The organism is Grimontia sp. SpTr1, assembly GCF_947387585.1.
Taxonomy (GTDB): Bacteria; Pseudomonadota; Gammaproteobacteria; order Enterobacterales; family Vibrionaceae; genus Enterovibrio; species Enterovibrio indicus.
In genome coordinates this window covers 54,169-72,968 of sequence record NZ_CANDOD010000019.1, presented here as the reverse complement: position 1 = coordinate 72,968, position 18,800 = coordinate 54,169, and the positions used below count along the sequence as shown (strand labels likewise).

Genomic DNA, 18,800 nt, shown 5'->3' with positions numbered 1-18,800 from the left:
CCATGGGCACTGAAGTCTTTTAGATTCAGCTCCCGTTACGTTGACTAGGATGTCGGCAACTTTGGATGTTTATCTTGCAAAACTATGTTGATCAGCAATTAGAGCGTCTTAATGCCTTCAACCACGTTAGGTTGGAGCGCGCACGAAGCGCTATGCACTCTCAGGCCGTTAATGTCTTTAACGTATTGCCTGCCTTGCTGCACTTTAATCATCCTGCTGTCCCTGGTTACCTAGAACGTAGCGTCGTCCATGGTATCTGCAGTTTCTCCCTTTCAGACGTTCAGCAAGACTTCGTCAACGATTGCGCCCTCGCACTGAATACCCCATCACCAGTTAAGCCATTTTCCCAAGAGCACCCTATTAAAGGTTTGTTCTCGATGGGCAGTACTGCATCAATGGGTCAAAGCCTCACCAGTGACCTGGATATTTGGGTGTGTGTGCAGGATTGGGTGGCGCACGACGAACGTGACATGTTGGACGCCAAATGTTCACTGATTTCCGACTGGGCAATGTCTCAGGGTGTGGAAGTGAACTTCTTTGTGATTTGCGAGCAGCGCTTCCGCCAGAACATGGCGCAGGCGATGACCACGGAAAACTGTGGCTCTACCCAGCACTACCTGCTGCTCGATGAATTCTACCGCTCCGCCGTGCATCTCGCCGGCCAACATCTGCTTTGGTATTTGGTGCCACCGGAGATGGAAGGTTGCTACGAAGATTACGTCGGAGAGATGATTGCCAGTGGCGCGATAAAACGCGAAGACTGGGTGGACTTTGGCGGTTTGCCATCGATCCCGGCGGAAGAGTACTTCGGCTCCAGTCTCTGGCAACTGTATAAAAGTATCGATTCACCTTATAAGTCGGTACTGAAAGCGATTTTGCTTGAAGCTTATTCTTGGGAGTATCCAGGTACCCAGCTTCTGAGCGTCGACGGCAAGCGCCGTTTCTTCTCTGGCATGTTGGACGTTTACCAGTCTGACGCGTATTACCTCATGCTGGAGAAAGTTACCCGCTATCTTGAGCGCATCGATGACCACCGCCGTCTTGATCTGGTGCGTCGCTGCTTCTACCTCAAAACCCACGAGAAACTGACCCGCGAACCGGGCCCTGGCTCTGTGCCATGGCGCCGTGAAGTACTGTGTATCCTGACCCGTGAATGGGGCTGGACGCAGGAAGACATCGCGCGTCTGGATAATCGCCGTAACTGGAAAGTGGAAGAGGTTAAAGAAGCGCACAACGAGCTGCTTGAAGCCTTAATGCTGAGCTATCGAAACCTTATCCGTTTCGCGCGCCGCAATGACATCACTTCTGCAATTAGCCCTGAAGACATCAGTATTCTGGCCCGTAAGCTTTATGCTGCGTTTGAGGTATTGCCGGGCAAAGTGACCCTGCTCAACCCGCAACTGTCTCCGGATTTGCACGAAGCGGACTTGAGCTTTATTCAGGTGCCAGAAGGGCGCAGTAACCCGCCGGGTTGGTATCTGTACAAGCAATCACTGAAGCCTGTCGAAATCATCGGCCGTTCGCCGCTCGAACATAACCGTTACCTGTCAAAGCTGGTGGCGTGGGCGTATTTCAATGGTTTGTTGACCGAATCAAGCCGCCTGCATTCAGTGGCACGTAACAGCAATGTCGACATCGACAAGCTTTACCAATTGGTCAGTGACCTTCGTAACACCTTCTCGGTGCGTCGTCCGCAGCCTTCGCTGCAGGCGCTGTCGAGCCCTTGTGAAGTGCGTAAACTGGCGCTGTTCATCAATCTTGAAAACGACCCAACCACAGAGCTTAAACAGCCTGCGGTTCGTTTCGATTTCAAAAACACAGACATTTTCAGCTACGGCGCTGAGCAGCAGTGTTTGGTTGGCAGTGTCGATTTGGTTTACCGCAACAGCTGGAACGAAGTGCGTACCCTGAACTTCAAGGGCGAGAACGCGATTCTTGACGTGCTGAAAACCCTGCTGGGTAAAATGCACCAAGATGCCATTCCGCCAGAATCAGTGGATGTGTTCTGTTATGCGGGCAAGATGCGTGGTTTGATTCGTAACCTGGTTTACCAACTGGTGGCAGAGTGTATCGACATGCGCCTGAAACCGGTCGATCAGGAAAAACGCCGCCGCTTTAAAGCGATTCGTGTGGCAGACCAAACCTTCGGCCTGTTCTTCGAGCGCCGAGGTGTGTCAGTGCAGAAGCTGGAAAACTCCGTCGAGTTCTACCGTTCGATTTCTACCAATAAGGTTCACGGTTCACCGGTCGTGGTATTGGACAAAGACGCTGATATCCATCCGCCGGAAGTGGTCGATGCTTACGCCAGTGAAGGTCTTATCCAGTTCTTCTTTGAAGATTGTGATGATGGGTTCCACATCTATGTACTGGATGAAAACAACCGCGTGGAAGTGTATCGCCAGTGCAGCGGTGACAAAGAAGAGATGGTTCAGGGCGTAAACCGCTTTTATACCTCCTCGCAGGAAACCGCCAACTTTGCCGGTAAAGGTGTTAATTTCAACCTGCCACAGTTCTACGACATCATCCATCAAGCCGATGGTCGCGCGCAGGTCATCCCCTACAAGAGTGAGCGTCAGTGGCAACGTGCTGATGCGAATACTGACGCAGCCCAATACGCGTCCCGCTGATCAATCCCGATTTCAGAAAAAAGGCTGACAACACATGTTGTCAGCCTTTATTAATACACTTTAAATCAAGCAGCTTGTTACCAGTCCACACTCTCGCCAGCGTGTTTGGAACATTCTTGCTTCACCATATCCATAAATTCCATGCCACTCTTGCTGCACAGCCATTGGCCGTCCTGGTAGCTGAAATGGAAGCCACCTGAGCGCGATGCCAACCAGATCTCTTTCATCGGTTCCTGACGGTTGATGATGATCTGGCTGCGGTCTTCAAAATCCAGTGTCAGAACATTACCATTCGTTTCGTAATCGATATCCGCGCCACTCTCGTCGATGCCGTCTTCAATCGCCATCCATTGCTCGTCAACCAGTTCATTGTATTGGCTTGTGTTCATTCTCAGTCGTCCTATTGCTTTTCAGTGCGTTGATGCGATTATAGAGGGCATTAACTTTTAGATCACTGGCAGAAATGATGCGATTAACCCTGAAACTTGCCGCGCTGGCAACAGTAGCCCTGATTTCGGCATGCGGTCAGCAAGGACCCCTCTACTTTCCAGAAGATGTACCCGCGCAAAATGAGCAGGTCAATTCGGAAACGCCGCAGGATACTCAGGAATCCACTCAGCCATAAAACTTTGGACAGGGAAGGACAACGTTGGACTACTTCAATTATCAGGATGACGGGCAACTGTGGGCAGAAGATCTGCCACTGGCGCAGCTTGCAGAGCAATACGGCACACCGCTTTACGTATATTCGCGTGCGACGCTGGAGCGTCATTGGCATGCGTTTGATAAAGCCGTGGGAGACCATCCGCACCTGATTTGTTATGCCGTGAAGGCAAACAGCAACCTTGGCGTACTTAATGTATTGGCGCGTCTGGGCTCAGGTTTTGACATCGTTTCACAGGGTGAGCTGGAGCGCGTATTGGCGGCTGGCGGCGATCCGAAGAAAGTGGTGTTCTCTGGCGTGGGTAAAACCGAACCGGAAATGGCGCGTGCGCTGGAGCTGGGCATTAAGTGCTTCAACGTCGAATCAGAAGCTGAGCTTGATCGCCTGAACAAAGTGGCGGGCGAGCTGGGTAAAGTGGCGCCAATCAGCCTGCGTATCAACCCGGACGTGGATGCCAAAACCCACCCGTATATTTCTACCGGTCTGAAAGAAAACAAATTCGGCATCGCGTTTGATAGAGCCCGTGAGGTTTACCAATACGCGAACAGCCTGCCACACCTTTCTGTGCATGGTATTGACTGTCACATTGGTTCACAGCTGACAGAGCTGGCTCCGTTTATCGAGTCGACCGATCGCCTGCTGGCGCTGATTGATGCGCTTGGACAGGATGGCATCTCTATCGATCACCTTGATGTAGGTGGTGGTCTCGGCGTGACTTACAGCGATGAGAAACCGCCAGAGCCGTCTGACTATGCGAAAGCCTTGCTTGACCGTTTGTCGAACCATCAGGATATCGAGCTGGTGTTTGAGCCGGGCCGTGCCATCGCCGCCAATGCCGGTGTCTTGCTGACCAAGGTTGAGTTCCTCAAGCACAACGAAGAAAAGAACTTCGCCATCATTGATGCGGCGATGAACGACTTACTGCGTCCAGCGCTTTACCAAGCTTGGCAGGATATTGTTCCCGTACAGCCACGTCAGGGTGAAGCCAAAACTTATGATTTGGTTGGTCCTGTGTGCGAAACCGGCGATTACCTCGGTAAAGACCGCGCGCTGGTGCTTGAAGCAGGCGACCTGCTGGCGGTGCGTTCATCAGGTGCTTATGGCTTTGTGATGTCGTCTAACTACAACACCCGCTGCCGTGCGGCAGAAGTGATGGTAGATGGCGATCAATCCCACCTGGTGCGTCAGCGTGAGCCGCTGGCATCACTGTGGGAGTTAGAACAGGTACTGCCTGAGTAAAAGGATCCGGATGCAGATACAATTTTCCAAAATGCATGGTCTCGGCAACGACTTTATGGTCGTTGATTGCGTGACGCAAAATGCATACTTCTCTCCGGACATGATCCGCCGTCTGGCGGACAGAAATACCGGCGTGGGGTTTGATCAGCTGTTGGTGGTTGAGCCACCGTATGATCCGGAAAGTGATTTCCATTACCGGATTTTTAATGCTGACAGCAGCGAAGTGGAGCAGTGCGGCAATGGTGCGCGCTGCTTTGCCCGTTTTGTGCGGATGAAAGGGCTGACCAACAAAAACCAAATTCAGGTCAGCACCAAAGGCGGCAAGATGATACTCAAGATGGACAGTGACGAGCTGGTTACTGCCAATATGGGTGAGCCTATCTGGGCGCCGTCTAAAATCCCCTTCCGCGCAAATGCTGAAGAAAAAACCTATATTTTACGTGTAGAAGATAAAACCCTGTTTGTGGGCGCGGTCAGTATGGGCAACCCACATTGCGTCACTGTGGTCGATGACGTCGATACTTATGACGTGGAAGGTCTGGGTCCGCTGGTGGAATCCCACGAGCGTTTCCCTGAGCGTGTTAACGCTGGCTTTATGCAGGTGGTATCGCGCAATGAAATCCGTCTTCGCGTTTACGAGCGCGGTGCGGGCGAAACTCAGGCGTGTGGCAGTGGTGCTTGTGCAGCAGTCGCTGTAGGCATTTTGCAGGGTTTGCTTGATGAGTCGGTGAAAGTGCACTTGCCGGGCGGCGATCTGAAAATACGCTGGAAAGGCGTAGGGCATCCGCTTTACATGACGGGTCCGGCTTCACACGTATACGATGGACAGATAACAGTATGACGGAGCTTTCCAAGCTCGAAGGGCCACTGGCTGAGGCATTGACCGAAGAAGCCGTGGCCGCTTTTCTGAAAGACAATCCAGACTTCTTCCACCGCCAACCTCAACTGGCGGCGCAATTGAGAGTGCCTCATGCTGAGCGTGGTGCGGTATCTCTCGTCGAAATCCAACTTGGCCGTTTGCGTGAGCGTGTGGCCGAGCTTGAAGAAGATATTACCCAGTTGATGAGTATCGCGGCAGGCAATGAAAACCTGTTTCGCGCTTTCTCCCACGCGCATAAGGCGTTGTTTGCGGCAGAAAGTGAAGACGATATTCATAAAGCCTTGCTGGAACTTGCCAACTCACTGCACCTGGTTGTGAGCCTTCGTCTCTATGACGGTGGACACCACCAGTTAAACCGAAAGAGTGTGGATGCGGTGAAAGCGGCGCATTTCTGCGGCCAGCGCATCTACCTGGGCAGGTTGCGCAAAGTCGATGGCGACCAGTTTGTAACTCAGGCACCTGAGCTTGGCTCTTATGCGCTAGTTCCTGTGTTTAAAGGCAAAGAACTGGGTTTCCTGACTTTTGCCAGCCAAGATGGCGGTCACTTCCAGCCAAGCATGGATACTCTGTTCGTCGAACAGATCGCCGAGCACATCGCCATCCTCCTCACTAAGTGGCAGGCGAACGAATGAGTTTGCCTGCCAGCATCGGAAAACCGCTGGCGCGATTCTTTGATTACATGATCCGCGAGCGGGGCTTAAGCCGCCACACTGAAAACAATTACCGCCAACAACTGACTGCCAGTGCTGAGTTTCTGGTAGGGGCTGGCGTGACCAAATGGCAGGATGTCGATGCCGCATGGGTGCGCCAGATTGCAGCCCAAGCCAAGCGCGAACGTCTGAAAGCGGGCAGCATTGCGCTTCGCCTGTCAGCCCTTCGCAGCTTCTTTGATTTTATGGTGTCAGACGGCGCACTGGCGGCGAATCCCGCGAAAGGCGTCGCAGCGCCCAAGCAAGGTCGCACGCTGCCAAAGAACCTTGATGTCGATGAAGTGAATCAGTTGCTGTCAGTGGATGCAGACGATCCATTAGCCGTGCGCGATCGCGCCATGATGGAGCTGATGTATGGCGCAGGACTTCGTCTGTCTGAGCTTATTGGCCTTAACGTTCGCGATGTGGCGATGCGTAAGGGGGATTTACGTGTGATCGGTAAAGGCGACAAAGAGCGTGTGGTGCCTTTTACCGGTATGGCGAAAGAGTGGCTGTTCAACTGGCTGAAAGTGCGTAACCAACTGCTTAAAGGGCCGGAAGATGCTCTTTTCCTGTCGAAGCTGGGAAACCGTATTTCTCCGCGCAGCGTACAAAAACGTATGGCGGAATGGGGACAGAAACAGGCGGTCAGCAGCCATATCAATCCTCACAAATTGCGTCATAGTTTTGCTACCCACATGTTGGAATCTTCCGGTGACTTGAGGGCGGTGCAGGAGCTTCTGGGCCATGCTGATCTCTCCACCACTCAGGTTTATACCCACCTCGATTTCCAGCACCTGGCTAAAGTGTACGACGCTGCACACCCTAGGGCGCGTAAGCGTAAAAACGACGACTAACCGCACTACTCACTGCAAGGAGCGCGCATGAAGTTCTATCGCCGCTGGCAACCTGTCTCTGCCATGACATTTGATTTGGACGACACCCTGTATGACAACCGGGTGGTGATTATCCGTGCAGAGCAAATGTTGCTGGATTGGCTGGAAGCGCGTTGCCCGGCGATGGTTGATTTTGACTGGCCGCAGTGGCAGGTGATGCGCGCAGAAGTGATCGCAGCGGATGCCTCGCTGGTGGGGTTTGTCACCGAAATCCGTCGTGCCCAGCTTACCCTGGCGGCTTTACGCTGTGGCCTGAATGAAGCTGACGCCAAATCTCTCGCCGATGATGGCGTGGCATTTTTCCTTTATGAGCGCAGTAATTTTACTGTTCCGGAAGACGCGATGCAGATCATGGGTGAATTGGCTGAGCGCTATCCGCTGGTGGCGATCACCAATGGGAATGTTGATTGCGACAAGCTGGGCCTGACGCCGTTGTTCAAACAAGTGCTTCAGGCAGGGCCGGACGGTGCAGCGAAACCTGACGGTGCACTGTTTGCCAAGGCGCAATCCATCCTGAATATTCCCGCAGACACCATTCTCCATGTTGGCGATCACCTTAAAGCCGATGTGCGCGGGGCAAAACTGGCTGGCTTTAAAGCGTGTTGGTTTAACGACACAAAAACGCCGCTGACATTGCAGCGGCGCGCTTCGTTACTGCCGGACGTGGAAGTTTCCAACCTTTCCGAGTTGCTCTTGCTGGGCTAGTTACGGTTCTTCAACCAGTTATCGACTGCTGCCACACCTGGTCCCCAAATCATGGTGACGAGCAGCATCACCCCCCACATTTGGTGGTCGAAAAAGCCTTTTGGCCACAGCGCCGGATAAGACACCACCGCAACAATGTTAAAGGCAAACAGGGCAAAAGCCGCTGGGCGGGTTAAAAGGCCGAGTGCCAGGAAGATAGGTAAAATGAGCTCCGCCGCCGTGCCGAGGTAGGCCGCCATTTCCCAGGGAAGAAACGGTACCTGATATTCGTATTCAAACAGGAACAGGGTACTGTCCCAACTGGCGATTTTGGTCTGGCCAGATTTGAAAAACACCCAGGCTACCCAGAGGCGGCTAACCAACAGAAGAACCGGAACCAAAGGCTTCAGCGCAGATTCCATCAAGTCGTCGATTTTATTGATCACAGCGAACATGTGCGATTTCCTTTTCTTGTTAATCACTGGCCAGAGCAAAGCTGCTGAAAACACCGCGTAGCATGGCACCGGAAATGTGTGGCAAAAGCTCGGGGTCAATCTCCCCAAACGCGAAATCTTTACAGGCGAGGATCAGCGAGGCTTCTTCATCGCTGATAGTGGTGACACTGATCCCTTCGTCATCTTTCTGCACCAGCAGGGCTTCAGGACGCATCAAATCCAGCTGATTCAATGCTTCCTCATCCTGATTGCTGACCGCTTGCCAGAGTGTGGCGACAGCAAAGTCACTTTTCATCACGGCGGATGCCGGAGAAACCGTCAGCTGAATACGCGGAAAATCTTCCGGTGGTATTTCTGACAAGGCCTCGACCGGAAATGCCTCAGGCAATGGCGCTCTGTTCACGCATTGGATATGCCATTCAATCTCAGCGATATCTGCCAGATACCGCACGGCTTCGATGATGTTGGGCAGCGCGCGAATGGTGTCAGCAAACCCGGCACCATAGCGATCGGCACAGGCGTTATCCATGGTGGTGCCGAGTACATGGTGGCGGGCAATGGCTTGAAAGCACTCTTCACCCACCAGAGCATTGGCGACGGGGTAAATGTTCTCGAGGCATTCTGTCAGGGTCATCACAAAGTTGTTGCGGTAAACCTGTATCAGCGCCTCTGGCTCTGTCACGCCTTCTGCAACAGGTAAATCGTGTGACTCATAATGCAGGGCATCGCGAAACTGATGCTGCAGCGAAGCAAGGCTAGGTGCGCTCATGATGCCTCCTTGACGGATGGCGAGAGGGCTTTGACGATGCGATCGGCTTTTGCTGCTTCACCGAGTAAAACGTCCGGCGTGGGGATATCGCGATCCCATTCAATCAGGGTATGGCGCGCACCATGCTCGGCAATCCACTTTTCATAAAGCGACCACACAGGCTCAGAGACTGGCTGGCTGTGGGTATCAATCCAGATTTCCCCTTCGTCCAACTGCTTCACGGTAAAGCCGGCCAGATGAATTTCCCGCACCCAATCTGGATTAATTGCCGCGAGGTAAGTGTCGGTATCAAAGCCATGATTGAAGGCGCTGACATGAATGTTATTCAGATCGAGCAATAAACCACAGCCAGTGCGCCTCGCCACTTCGGCAAGAAACTCCCATTCAGGAATGGTGGAGTGGCTGAAACTCAGATAGCTCGAAGGGTTTTCGACCAACATTTGGCGGCTCAGGTAATCTTGCGTTGCGTCGACATTGCGGCAAAACACCTCCAGCGCTTCTTCTGTATACGGCAGAGGCAGCAGGTCGTTGAAGTATTCACCGTCGACCGAGCTCCAGCTTAAATGGTCGGAAATAAAGAGGGGGTCGATGGTGTCGACCAGTTGTTTCAGCTTGCCAAGGTGGTGTTTGTTCACCGGATCGACAGACCCTAGTGACAAACCCACACCGTGGCAACTGACGTCATAGTGGCGCCGCAGGGTGTGCAGCGCCTCAAAGGCTTTTGAGTGCGGCAGGAAAAAGTTCTCGCTGTGTACTTCTAACCATCCGATATCCGGGGAATGATTAAGAAAGTGATCGTGGTGTGGCTGTCTCAGTCCAACGCCCACCCAAGGAGATACCTTTTCCATACCGGGACCCTTTAGTGCCAATTAAGACGAAGTGGTTGAACCGCCAACCAGACGCTCACACAGACCTTTTGGTACTACGACGAATGCGTCGGTTTGTGCATCTTTGGTTGAGGTACCTGCACAAGAACTATTGTTCGTTGCACAGTCGTTTTTACCGGCTTTAACCACGCCGTAGCATTTTTCTTTCTCTGCTGCTTGAGCGGGAGCAGCTGTCAGGGTGGTTGCACCGACAGCAAGAAGACTGGTAACAGCAGCAGCGACAGCAAAATTGGTCTTTTTCATGATGGTTCCTCTCTTTACAGACTTTTGTCATCAAGATAATCAATAGGTTATTCAGGGAGTCCCTGATGGCACTGTTGGTTATTCAGTGCTCTTCCAAAAGGATAGGTCTCTGGCATAAAAACTTTCGTTATTACGGTTATTTTTTAAGCCTATTTTTCTTTGAATAAGTAAAGATGCCTCTATATCTATGATTTTATTGCCTTTAATTTTTGGGTGTTTTTTGTCTTGAAACGGTAGACGTTAAAGCTATTCATGAGGTGAGAAAGAGGCAGAAGCCGTTACAGATTCAAAAACAAGCGCAGTGCGATAAGCAGATCTGCAACTCACGACGGTTTATGGGTATAATCCTCGACCAGTGTATAAATAACCAGTGAATGAACGATGGACGTATCCCACCTGATTGACGGTCTGAATGACAAACAACGCGAGGCAGTGGCTGCTCAGCTTGGCAACTATCTGGTTCTGGCGGGCGCAGGCAGTGGTAAAACACGTGTGCTGGTTCATCGTATTGCCTGGTTAATGCAGGTTGAATATGCCTCGCCGTTTTCGGTGATGGCGGTAACTTTTACCAACAAAGCCGCCGCAGAAATGCGCGGGCGTATTGAGCAGTTGATGCAGGGTACGGCCTCCGGTCTTTGGTGCGGCACTTTCCACGGTTTGTGTCACCGTATTCTCCGCGCCCACCATCTGGATGCAAACCTGCCGCAGGACTTTCAGATCCTGGACTCAGATGATCAACAGCGTCTGCTTCGCCGCCTGATCAAAGCGCAGAATCTGGATGAAAAACATTGGCCTGCGCGTCAGGCGTCCTGGTACATCAACGCCAAGAAAGACGAAGGCCTGCGTCCGCATCACATCGATGCCCAGTTTGATCCGGTAGAGAAAACCTGGCTGCGTGTTTACGCTGCCTATCAGGAAGCGTGTGACCGTGCAGGTCTGGTGGATTTTGCGGAATTGCTGCTGCGTTGCCACGAGCTGCTGCGTGATAAAGAGCATATCCGTGAGCACTATCAAGCGCGTTTCCAGCACATTCTGGTGGACGAGTTCCAGGATACCAACAACATCCAATATGCGTGGCTGCGTATGATGGCGGGCAACAGTGCCAAAGTGATGATCGTAGGCGATGACGACCAGTCCATCTATGGTTGGCGCGGCGCGAAAATCGAGAACATCTCCCGCTTCCTGCAGGACTTCCCTGGCGCTGAAACCATCCGTCTTGAGCAGAATTACCGCTCGACTGGCAACATTCTGAAAGCGTCTAACCACCTGATTGAAAACAACGCCGAGCGTATGGGCAAGAGCCTGTGGACGGAAGGTCAGGAAGGTGAATTGATTTCTGTATACAGTGCGTTTAATGAGTTAGATGAAGCCCGTTTTGTGGTGGGTAAAATCAAAGCCTGGCAAGACGAAGGCGGCGCACTGAATGACACTGCGATTTTATACCGAAACAACGCCCAGTCCCGTGTGCTTGAAGAGGCCTTGATTCAGGCGGGTCTGCCGTACCGCATTTACGGTGGCATGCGATTCTTCGAACGTCAGGAAATCAAAGATGCGCTGGCGTACCTTCGCATGATTGGTAACCGTTTTGATGATGCGGCTTTTGAGCGCGTGGTGAATACGCCAGCACGTGGCCTTGGCGATCGCACGCTAGAAACCATCCGCCTTGCTGCGCGCGACCGCGGTGCAACCATGTGGGAAGCGAGTAACCAGCTGCTTGAAGAACAGGTGCTGGCAGGCCGCGCTGCAAACTCACTGCGTCGTTTTGTCGAGCTGGTGAATGCACTGGAAGACGACACCCGCGAAATGGCGCTATTCCAGCAAACGGACTACGTGATTCAGCACTCCGGCCTTCGCGCTATGTACGAAGCGGAGAAAGGTGAAAAAGCGCAGGCGCGCATTGATAACCTTGAGGAACTGGTCACCGCAACCCGTCAGTTTGAAGTGCCGGAAGAGGTGCAGGAAGAAATGTCGCCACTGTCGGCGTTCCTCTCTCATGCAGCGCTTGAAGCCGGTGAAGGTCAGGCGGATGAGTTTGACGATGCGGCGCAGCTAATGACACTGCACAGTGCCAAAGGCCTGGAGTTCCCAATGGTGTTCATGGTGGGTGTGGAAGAAGGCATGTTCCCAAGTCAGATGTCGGCAGAAGAAGCCGGACGTTTGGAAGAAGAGCGTCGCCTCTGTTATGTCGGTATGACCCGTGCGATGAAAAAGCTCTATATCACCCACGCGGAAATGCGCCGAGTTTATGGCAAAGACATGTTCCACAAAGCGTCGCGATTTATCCGCGAATTACCGGAAGATTGCCTCGAAGAAGTGCGAATGCGCGCGAAAGTGTCGCGTCCTGCCGCAGCATCAGGGCGTTTCTCGCAAACCCAGACCCAAGAGAACTTCAACCAGACCGGATTCTCGCTTGGCCAGCGTGTGCTGCATCCGAAATTCGGTGAAGGCACCATCATTAATTTTGAAGGAAGTGGTCAGCAGAGTCGTGTACAGGTGGCGTTTAACGGGGAGGGTATCAAATGGTTGGTAACCCAATACGCCAAGCTTGAGGCGATGTGATTCGGGGTCTGAAGAAAAAGAAAGGGTGGCATTGAGCCACCCTTTTATTTTTGGCGTGTCGATATGTCGAATTAAGCGGGCGTGCCCCAAGCACTTGCCAGATCGCTGATGAGCGATTCACTCGCGCCAGCGCCTGTCAGGTGCTTCAGAATCACAGGTGCGAACTTCTGCACCATACCTGAGTCCATTCCCAACATGTTAAACACTTTGTCTACTGACTCCATGTTCGACAGGTTGCTGCCCAAATCACCCGGGATCATGCTGGTCAGTGAATCCATACCCGGTACCATTTTCAGAAGTTCGCTGCTCTGGCCTTCGCCCAATGTCTGGTAAGCCATGGCCAGCAATGCACCGGCACCGCCTGCCGCTTGCTTGTCGTCAACACCGAGGTCGGTAGAAAGCAGAGAGGTCAGCGGGTTGCTGGCTGTTTCGCTGCTCACGCCTTCCAACAGGTTTGACGCTTCTTTCTCGGCACTGCCCAGCAGGCTACCCAAGTCGGTCGCCTGCGCCGGGACACTCGCTGTGCCCAGAAGGGTACACAGCGCAATCATATTCACTTTTCGCAACATTCTTTTGCTCCTGGCGTTAATCCGCCACAACTAAACCTTCGCGCCTTGGGTCAGCTCCGCCTACCAAGGTGCCGCTATCGATAACAATACCGTGGATACCCGAGGTTAAGTCACGAATATTGACTTCATATCCCATTGCTTCAAGCGCGGGCTTGAAACTTTCTGCATCCGTCCCGGCTTCAAGATCGTAGGTGCCAAAACGGTTTACAAGGTGAGGCAGGTCGATAGCAGATTGGATGTCGAGTCCCCAATCAAGGTGCGCGACCAAGGTTTTCGCCACGTAGCCGATGATGCGGCTGCCGCCCGGTGAGCCAACGGCCATGTATGGCTTGCCATCACGCATCACGATGGTTGGCGACATGGATGAGCGGGGGCGTTTGCCCGGCTCTACGCGGTTGGCAATCGGATACCCGTTAGCGTGGGTTTTGAACGAGAAGTCTGTGAGCTCGTTGTTGAGCAAGAAACCTCGTGTCATCAGGCGTGAGCCAAAGCCGTTCTCGATGGTAGTGGTGATAGAAACGATGTTGCCGTCTTTATCCACAATCGAGAAATGGCTGGTGGAAGGCAATTCAATAGACTCGTCATCGGCAAGTTTTGGCGCAACGCTGGCGTGACTGAACTTGGGCTCACCCGGGCTAACCTCTTTCATGGCACCTTCGGCTGGGATCAGCTCGGCACGGGCTTTGAGGTATTCCGGAGCCAGCAGGCCTTCTGTTGGCACTGGCACAAAATCGCTGTCGGCGATGTAGCGGCCGCGATCTGCAAACGCCATCCGGGAGGCATCCCCAATCAAGCGCCAGCTTTCAGGGTTGTCTTTACCCAGTGACTTCATCGGGAAGTGACTGAGTACCCCCAGAATTTGCCCCACTGTAATACCGCCGGATGTTGGTGGTCCCATGCCACAAATACGGTACTGGTGGTAAGGCGCACAAACAGGCTGGCGCTCCACAATGCGGTAGTCAGCCAGATCTTCTTTGCTCAGAATGCCCGGGTTGCCCGCGGCGTTTTGCACTGTCGCCACGATGTCGGCGGCAATCTCGCCTTCGTAGAAATTATCAATGTTCTGAGCAACCAGTTTTAAGGTGTCGGCATACTCCTGATTCACCAGGCGGTGACCGACAGTGAGCGGATTACCATTGTCGTCAAAGAAGTACTGATAGGTTGACGGGTAGCGGCGCAGTCTGTCGGCATCGCCTTCAATCAGACCCGCCAAACGTGGAGAGACTTCAAAGCCACTTTCTGCCAGTTCAATGGCCGGTGTCAGCACTGCGCGCCATGAAAGGTTTCCGAATTTGGCGTGGGTGTCGTGCATCAGGCGTAATGTGCCCGGTGTGCCCACAGAGCGCCCACCGACCACAGCATCATAGAACTTCAGCGGCTCGCCATTTTCGTTCTGGAACAGCGTAGGCGTGGCATCTTTGGGCGCGGTTTCGCGTCCGTCAAAGGTGGTGAGTGCCTGCGCATCACTGTCCCAATACACCAGCAGTGCACCGCCGCCGATACCTGAGCTTTGTGGTTCAACCAAGCCGAGGACAGTTTGTACCGCCACCATGGCATCAATCGCATTCCCGCCAGCACGCAGCATGGCTTCACCTGCTCGGGTGGCATGGGGGTTGGCAGAGGCCACCATCCACTCTTTACCTTTCACGGCTTTTCGCATCACGCTACCGGTTGCGAGCTCCGGCGCAACGGCGTCAGCGGCTTCACCCTGGGTGGTGGCGGCAGCAGGAAAAGCAAGTGCAAGGCTGAGTGCCAGTACGGAAAGAAAAGGGGTAGGGTGTTTTTTCATTGTAATTCCTTTTAACGCCCAAGAGTTGGACTTTGAGTATAGTCCGCAAAAGGAAGAGAAGAGTGTCGGATTAACGAGGCAGAAACACGGATTTTTTCCGCTATGGCAGCAAGATAGAGGATTTGTCGGGCGTAAAGGAATACGGCACCTGACGGTGCCGTATTTGGTGCTTATTTGCTGCGTTGTTTGCTCCGGCTCCGGACGGCATCAAAGGTAAAAATTGCCAGCGCGGTCCAGATAAAGGCAAAAGTGGTCGCTTTATCTGTCGTGAACGGCTCGTTGTAGAGACCAACGGCCAACATGAACATAATGGTTGGGCCGATGTACTGGAAAAAACCCAACGTCGAGAGACGCAATTTCGTTGCCGCGCCGTTAAAGCAAAGCAGTGGCAGTGTCGTCACTACACCGGCAGCGATCAGAAGGAGGTTCAATCCCCAGTTGTTTTGCATCATGTCAGAGGTGGTGCTGCTGGCGATAAACAAAAGGTAAATCAGCGACACAGGCATCAGCACCAGAGTTTCGATGAAAAGCCCGGTTGCGGCATCGACGTTTATCTTCTTACGCAGAAGGCCGTAGCAGCCGAAACTACATGCCAGTACCAGTGCGACCCAAGGCAGTGACCCAAAGGTGATGACCTGAATGGCCACACCGAGAAATGCCAAGGTTACGGCAACCCATTGTAACTTTCTGAAACGCTCACCGAGGAAGACCATACCAAGGACCACATTGATCAGTGGGTTGATGTAGTAGCCGAGACTGGCATCGAGCATCAGGTCATTTTTCACCGCCCAAATGAAAATCAGCCAGTTAGCCGCAATCACCACGGCAGTGATGGTCAGAAGGCCAAGACGTTTTTTGTCTTTCAGTAACAATTTGACGCGCGCAAGACCACCGCTCGTATGAAGAATGAGGGCAAGGAAGAAGAAAGACCAAATCACGCGGTGCACCAACACTTCCATCGGTGGTACATCGGTTAGAGCCTTAAAGTAAAGCGGAGCAACGCCCCACATGGTGTAAGCGCCCAGCGCCAGCATCACGCCGCGGCGGGTTTGTTGCGCATCATTCACTGCGAAATCTCTACATCTAAAAACGCTAAAGAGCAAAAACCGCCTGATGGCGGTGCGTGCAGCGAAAAATAAAGGTTTGATGCGGATTTTTCTGGAGAGTGCCCAGCATCCACATCATATATAAAAGTTTTTGCTGCTTTGGCCAGTATATGGACTTCCCTTTTTGAAGCACACCTTTTCTGTTGAGAAAAATTGAACTGACAGTTCGTCGTCGTTGACCTTTTATCCATGCTCCGCTGCGTTTAGAATGAGCGGCTATTCAATGATGAGAGGCTCTATGACCGTTACCGATTCGGCCGAAATGACACCGCCACTGGCGCACGACGAAACTGTTCTGCAGGAAGTGTTCGGCTATCACAGTTACCGCGACGGTCAGAAAGAAATCATCGATGCCGCAGTTGGTGGGCGTGACTCATTGGTGATCATGCCAACAGGCGGTGGCAAGAGTCTCTGTTATCAAATTCCTGCCTTGGTGCGCGATGGCCTCACCATCGTGATCTCGCCGTTGATCTCCTTGATGAAAGATCAGGTCGACCAATTGCTGGCGAACGGCGTGCAAGCAGCATGTCTTAACTCTTCGATGAATCCAGACGAGCAATCGGCCACGTGGCAATCGCTGCGCAATGGCTCGCTCAAGCTGTTGTACGTATCGCCAGAGCGCATTCTGATGCGTGATTTTATCGAGCGTCTGCAGTCGGTAAACCTTGGCTTGATTGCGGTCGATGAAGCCCACTGTATTAGTCAATGGGGACATGATTTTCGTCCTGAGTACGCGCAACTTGGCAGCCTGAAGCAGCATTTCCTTGATGTGCCGGTCATGGCACTGACCGCAACGGCTGATGACACCACGCGTCAGGATATCTGCCAGCGTCTGGCCCTCAATGACCCGCATATTTATCTTGGCAGTTTTGACCGTCCGAATATCCGCTACACCTTGGTGGAAAAGCACAAGCCTCTGGCGCAATTGACCCAGTTTCTGGCAACCCAGTCCGGTCAGAGCGGCATTGTTTACTGCAACAGTCGTAAACGAGTCGAGCAGGTGGCAGAAAAGCTGATTGGCAGTAATATCCGCGCCGCAGCTTATCATGCAGGCATGACGAACGAGCAGCGCGCCTGGGTGCAGGAAGCGTTCCAGCGAGACGATGTGCAGATAGTCGTCGCGACCGTGGCTTTCGGCATGGGTATCAACAAACCCAATGTGCGTTTTGTGGTGCACTACGACATCCCGCGCAATATCGAATCCTACTATCAGGAAACTGGCCGTGCCGGGCGTGATGGCCTGCCAGCAGAAGCGGTGATGCTCTATGACCCGTCAGACATTGGCTGGCTGCACCGCTGCTTGGAAGAAAAACCGGATGGTCCGCAAAAGCTGGTGGAAAGCCACAAGCTCAATGCCATGGGCGCGTTTGCCGAAGCGCTGACATGCCGCCGTCTGGTATTGCTGAACTACTTTGGTGAGTATCGCGAGAAACCTTGCGGCAACTGCGATATCTGCCTTGACCCACCAACGCTGTTTGATGGTACTGAGCAAGCGCAAAAAGCCTTGTCCTGCGTGTACCGCGTGAACCAGAATTTCGGTGTGGGCTACACGGTCGAAGTGCTGCGCGGGATGCAGAACCAGCGTATTAAGGAACACGGACACGAGAAGCTCAGCACCTATGGTCTGGGGAAAGCGTTCAGCCATGAATACTGGGTCAGCATTTTCCGTCAGCTTATCCACCGTGGTTATCTGGTGCAGAACATTGCCCGAAGCTCTGTGCTGCAATTGACCGAAGAGGCGCGTCCGGTGCTTCGCGGGGAAATTGCGCTAGAACTTGCAGTGCCGAGATTAGGTCTGTCGCCACGTAGCAAAGCTGACAAGCTTGGTAAGCGTAATTACGACAAGAAGCTGTTTGCCAAACTTCGTAAGCTCCGTAAAGCGATTGCGGATGAAGAAGACATTCCACCATACGTGGTCTTCAACGATGCCACCTTGATTGAGATGGCAGAGATGATCCCAACCTCTCAAGGTGAGCTGCTGGCGGTGAACGGTGTCGGTCAGCGCAAGCTTGAAAAATATGGCAACGTATTCCTCGATGTGATTGAAGACCATATCACCCTTAATGACGATGAGCCGAGTTATGGATAACCCTACTTTCCGTCTTTCCCACCATGACAGCGAAGCAGGTCGGTTGGTGCTGGCTGCAGATGCGCTGGATTTTGATAACGCCGAGCAACATTTGATGGCGTTTTGCCAACTGATTGACGCTAAGGTCGCGGAAAAACAAACTGATGCGGATTTATTAAGCTGGCTTATCGACTTTGAAGGTGTGCCATTTATGCTGCGTGCCGAGCATTACAGCGCCAGTGTTTGGCTGGAAAGGCTGGGTGCAGAAGGTGATGAAGAGCTCGCCTTTCTGAATATCTGGCTGTCGAAACAGCTTGGCTAAGCCGCATTAGAAACCGACTAATTTGCAGCAGTTGGCATTCGCCGGAATTGATGTATAATTCGCCACCTTAATTAGGGGCTGTTAACCTTTGGTGATGATTTTTGCAGCCGTTTGTGGGGATTTTATGCAAGGCAGAAGCTTCGATGTGTAGCTAGCCTACATGAGAAGCTGATAACGCAGCAGAAATTCCCTACAAACGCTGCCCGAAGGGTTCTGCTCTAAGCGTTTTATGCTTTGTTGAGGTGTATTTGCTTAGAATGACTAGGCGGCACACACCTCGCCGCGCCTAAAACGCTTATAGCGAGAACAAAATTTAACCACCAAAGGTTAACAGCCCCTAGATGCCAGATCACA

18 protein-coding genes are annotated in these 18,800 nt (G+C 52.7%); 10 read left to right on the top strand and 8 right to left on the bottom strand.

Features of this window, described 5'->3' with window-relative positions; genetic code table 11:
- Positions 1 to 65 precede the first annotated feature (65 nt).
- Positions 66 to 2,627 (top strand): class I adenylate cyclase, encoded by a 2,562-nt coding sequence (locus tag QL223_RS21665; RefSeq protein ID WP_281545943.1) that lies wholly within the window; start codon positions 66 to 68, stop codon positions 2,625 to 2,627.
- A gap of 77 nt (positions 2,628 to 2,704) precedes the next feature.
- Here QL223_RS21665 and cyaY read toward each other — a convergent pair whose 3' ends face one another.
- Complete coding sequence (gene cyaY, locus QL223_RS21660) at positions 2,705 to 3,016, bottom strand: iron donor protein CyaY (RefSeq protein WP_281545942.1); 312 nt, start codon at positions 3,014 to 3,016, stop codon at positions 2,705 to 2,707.
- Positions 3,017 to 3,090: 74 nt separating this feature from the next.
- Between cyaY and QL223_RS21655 the strand changes: the two genes are divergently transcribed.
- From QL223_RS21655 to QL223_RS21630, 6 genes are read left to right on the top strand one after another with little or no spacing between them, the layout of a single operon-like run.
- On the top strand, positions 3,091 to 3,252 hold the full coding sequence (locus QL223_RS21655; protein ID WP_002539662.1) for a lipoprotein: 162 nt from the start codon (positions 3,091 to 3,093) through the stop codon (positions 3,250 to 3,252).
- Between the two features lie 24 nt (positions 3,253 to 3,276).
- Positions 3,277 to 4,530, top strand: coding sequence for a diaminopimelate decarboxylase (gene lysA, locus QL223_RS21650; protein WP_002539664.1), 1,254 nt, complete (start codon positions 3,277 to 3,279; stop codon positions 4,528 to 4,530).
- Between the two features lie 10 nt (positions 4,531 to 4,540).
- Positions 4,541 to 5,371 carry a diaminopimelate epimerase gene (dapF, locus tag QL223_RS21645; RefSeq protein WP_002539665.1) on the top strand — a complete coding sequence of 277 codons (831 nt, stop codon included), beginning with the start codon at positions 4,541 to 4,543 and terminating at the stop codon, positions 5,369 to 5,371.
- Positions 5,368 to 6,042 carry a DUF484 family protein gene (locus QL223_RS21640; RefSeq protein WP_002539666.1) on the top strand — a complete coding sequence of 225 codons (675 nt, stop codon included), beginning with the start codon at positions 5,368 to 5,370 and terminating at the stop codon, positions 6,040 to 6,042. The genes dapF and QL223_RS21640 overlap by 4 nt, the downstream gene beginning before the upstream one ends.
- Positions 6,039 to 6,956 carry a tyrosine recombinase XerC gene (gene xerC, locus QL223_RS21635; RefSeq protein WP_002539668.1) on the top strand — a complete coding sequence of 306 codons (918 nt, stop codon included), beginning with the start codon at positions 6,039 to 6,041 and terminating at the stop codon, positions 6,954 to 6,956. The genes QL223_RS21640 and xerC overlap by 4 nt, the downstream gene beginning before the upstream one ends.
- A 27-nt stretch (positions 6,957 to 6,983) precedes the next feature.
- Positions 6,984 to 7,700: an HAD-IA family hydrolase gene (locus QL223_RS21630; protein WP_281545941.1), complete on the top strand. Its 717-nt coding sequence runs from the start codon at positions 6,984 to 6,986 to the stop codon at positions 7,698 to 7,700.
- Here QL223_RS21630 and QL223_RS21625 read toward each other — a convergent pair.
- Genes QL223_RS21625 through QL223_RS21610 form a run of 4 tightly spaced genes read right to left on the bottom strand, consistent with a single transcriptional unit; the run spans position 7,697 to position 10,033 of the window.
- Positions 7,697 to 8,134: a DoxX family protein gene (locus QL223_RS21625; RefSeq protein WP_281545940.1), complete on the bottom strand. Its 438-nt coding sequence runs from the start codon at positions 8,132 to 8,134 to the stop codon at positions 7,697 to 7,699. The two genes, QL223_RS21630 and QL223_RS21625, sit on opposite strands and share 4 nt — an antisense overlap.
- Positions 8,135 to 8,153: 19 nt before the next feature.
- Complete coding sequence (locus QL223_RS21620; protein ID WP_281545939.1) at positions 8,154 to 8,903, bottom strand: DNA-binding domain-containing protein; 750 nt, start codon at positions 8,901 to 8,903, stop codon at positions 8,154 to 8,156.
- The gene (locus QL223_RS21615; protein WP_281545938.1) at positions 8,900 to 9,751 is read right to left on the bottom strand and encodes a DUF692 domain-containing protein; all 852 of its coding nucleotides are present in this window, start codon (positions 9,749 to 9,751) and stop codon (positions 8,900 to 8,902) included. Before QL223_RS21615 ends, QL223_RS21620 begins: the two co-directional genes overlap by 4 nt.
- A 21-nt stretch (positions 9,752 to 9,772) precedes the next feature.
- Positions 9,773 to 10,033, bottom strand: coding sequence for a DUF2282 domain-containing protein (locus QL223_RS21610; RefSeq protein ID WP_002539675.1), 261 nt, complete (start codon positions 10,031 to 10,033; stop codon positions 9,773 to 9,775).
- A 381-nt stretch (positions 10,034 to 10,414) separates the two neighbouring features.
- Between QL223_RS21610 and uvrD the strand changes: the two genes are divergently transcribed.
- Positions 10,415 to 12,592 (top strand): DNA helicase II, encoded by a 2,178-nt coding sequence (uvrD, locus tag QL223_RS21605; RefSeq protein WP_046305541.1) that lies wholly within the window; start codon positions 10,415 to 10,417, stop codon positions 12,590 to 12,592.
- A gap of 71 nt (positions 12,593 to 12,663) precedes the next feature.
- On the opposite strand, the gene QL223_RS21600 is transcribed toward uvrD, so the two are convergent.
- The 3 genes from QL223_RS21600 to rarD all read right to left on the bottom strand — a co-directional run bounded on the left by QL223_RS21600 (position 12,664) and on the right by rarD (position 16,017).
- Positions 12,664 to 13,161 carry a DUF2780 domain-containing protein gene (locus QL223_RS21600; RefSeq protein ID WP_281545937.1) on the bottom strand — a complete coding sequence of 166 codons (498 nt, stop codon included), beginning with the start codon at positions 13,159 to 13,161 and terminating at the stop codon, positions 12,664 to 12,666.
- 16 nt (positions 13,162 to 13,177) lie between these two features.
- Positions 13,178 to 14,950, bottom strand: coding sequence for a gamma-glutamyltransferase (gene ggt, locus QL223_RS21595; protein WP_281545936.1), 1,773 nt, complete (start codon positions 14,948 to 14,950; stop codon positions 13,178 to 13,180).
- A gap of 170 nt (positions 14,951 to 15,120) precedes the next feature.
- Positions 15,121 to 16,017 (bottom strand): EamA family transporter RarD, encoded by an 897-nt coding sequence (rarD, locus tag QL223_RS21590; protein ID WP_281545935.1) that lies wholly within the window; start codon positions 16,015 to 16,017, stop codon positions 15,121 to 15,123.
- A gap of 277 nt (positions 16,018 to 16,294) precedes the next feature.
- On the opposite strand from rarD, the gene recQ reads away from it, so the two are divergent.
- Together recQ and QL223_RS21580 are read left to right on the top strand one after the other, a co-directional pair.
- Positions 16,295 to 18,145: an ATP-dependent DNA helicase RecQ gene (gene recQ, locus QL223_RS21585; protein WP_281545934.1), complete on the top strand. Its 1,851-nt coding sequence runs from the start codon at positions 16,295 to 16,297 to the stop codon at positions 18,143 to 18,145.
- On the top strand, positions 18,138 to 18,446 hold the full coding sequence (locus tag QL223_RS21580) for a DUF3630 family protein (RefSeq protein ID WP_281545933.1): 309 nt from the start codon (positions 18,138 to 18,140) through the stop codon (positions 18,444 to 18,446). Before recQ ends, QL223_RS21580 begins: the two co-directional genes overlap by 8 nt.
- Positions 18,447 to 18,800 lie beyond the last annotated feature (354 nt).

Excerpts from the sequence above, each read along its gene's own strand:
- QL223_RS21665 (WP_281545943.1), top strand. The coding sequence starts at position 66 with ATGTTTATCTTGCAAAACTATGTTGATCAGCAATTAGAGCGTCTTAAT.
- cyaY (WP_281545942.1), bottom strand. The coding sequence starts at position 3,016 with ATGAACACAAGCCAATACAATGAACTGGTTGACGAGCAATGGATGGCG.
- QL223_RS21655 (WP_002539662.1), top strand. The coding sequence starts at position 3,091 with ATGATGCGATTAACCCTGAAACTTGCCGCGCTGGCAACAGTAGCCCTG.
- dapF (WP_002539665.1), top strand. The coding sequence starts at position 4,541 with ATGCAGATACAATTTTCCAAAATGCATGGTCTCGGCAACGACTTTATG.
- QL223_RS21640 (WP_002539666.1), top strand. The coding sequence starts at position 5,368 with ATGACGGAGCTTTCCAAGCTCGAAGGGCCACTGGCTGAGGCATTGACC.
- xerC (WP_002539668.1), top strand. The coding sequence starts at position 6,039 with ATGAGTTTGCCTGCCAGCATCGGAAAACCGCTGGCGCGATTCTTTGAT.
- QL223_RS21630 (WP_281545941.1), top strand. The coding sequence starts at position 6,984 with ATGAAGTTCTATCGCCGCTGGCAACCTGTCTCTGCCATGACATTTGAT.
- QL223_RS21625 (WP_281545940.1), bottom strand. The coding sequence starts at position 8,134 with ATGTTCGCTGTGATCAATAAAATCGACGACTTGATGGAATCTGCGCTG.
- QL223_RS21620 (WP_281545939.1), bottom strand. The coding sequence starts at position 8,903 with ATGAGCGCACCTAGCCTTGCTTCGCTGCAGCATCAGTTTCGCGATGCC.
- QL223_RS21615 (WP_281545938.1), bottom strand. The coding sequence starts at position 9,751 with ATGGAAAAGGTATCTCCTTGGGTGGGCGTTGGACTGAGACAGCCACAC.
- QL223_RS21610 (WP_002539675.1), bottom strand. The coding sequence starts at position 10,033 with ATGAAAAAGACCAATTTTGCTGTCGCTGCTGCTGTTACCAGTCTTCTT.
- uvrD (WP_046305541.1), top strand. The coding sequence starts at position 10,415 with ATGGACGTATCCCACCTGATTGACGGTCTGAATGACAAACAACGCGAG.
- QL223_RS21600 (WP_281545937.1), bottom strand. The coding sequence starts at position 13,161 with ATGTTGCGAAAAGTGAATATGATTGCGCTGTGTACCCTTCTGGGCACA.
- ggt (WP_281545936.1), bottom strand. The coding sequence starts at position 14,950 with ATGAAAAAACACCCTACCCCTTTTCTTTCCGTACTGGCACTCAGCCTT.
- recQ (WP_281545934.1), top strand. The coding sequence starts at position 16,295 with ATGACCGTTACCGATTCGGCCGAAATGACACCGCCACTGGCGCACGAC.
- QL223_RS21580 (WP_281545933.1), top strand. The coding sequence starts at position 18,138 with ATGGATAACCCTACTTTCCGTCTTTCCCACCATGACAGCGAAGCAGGT.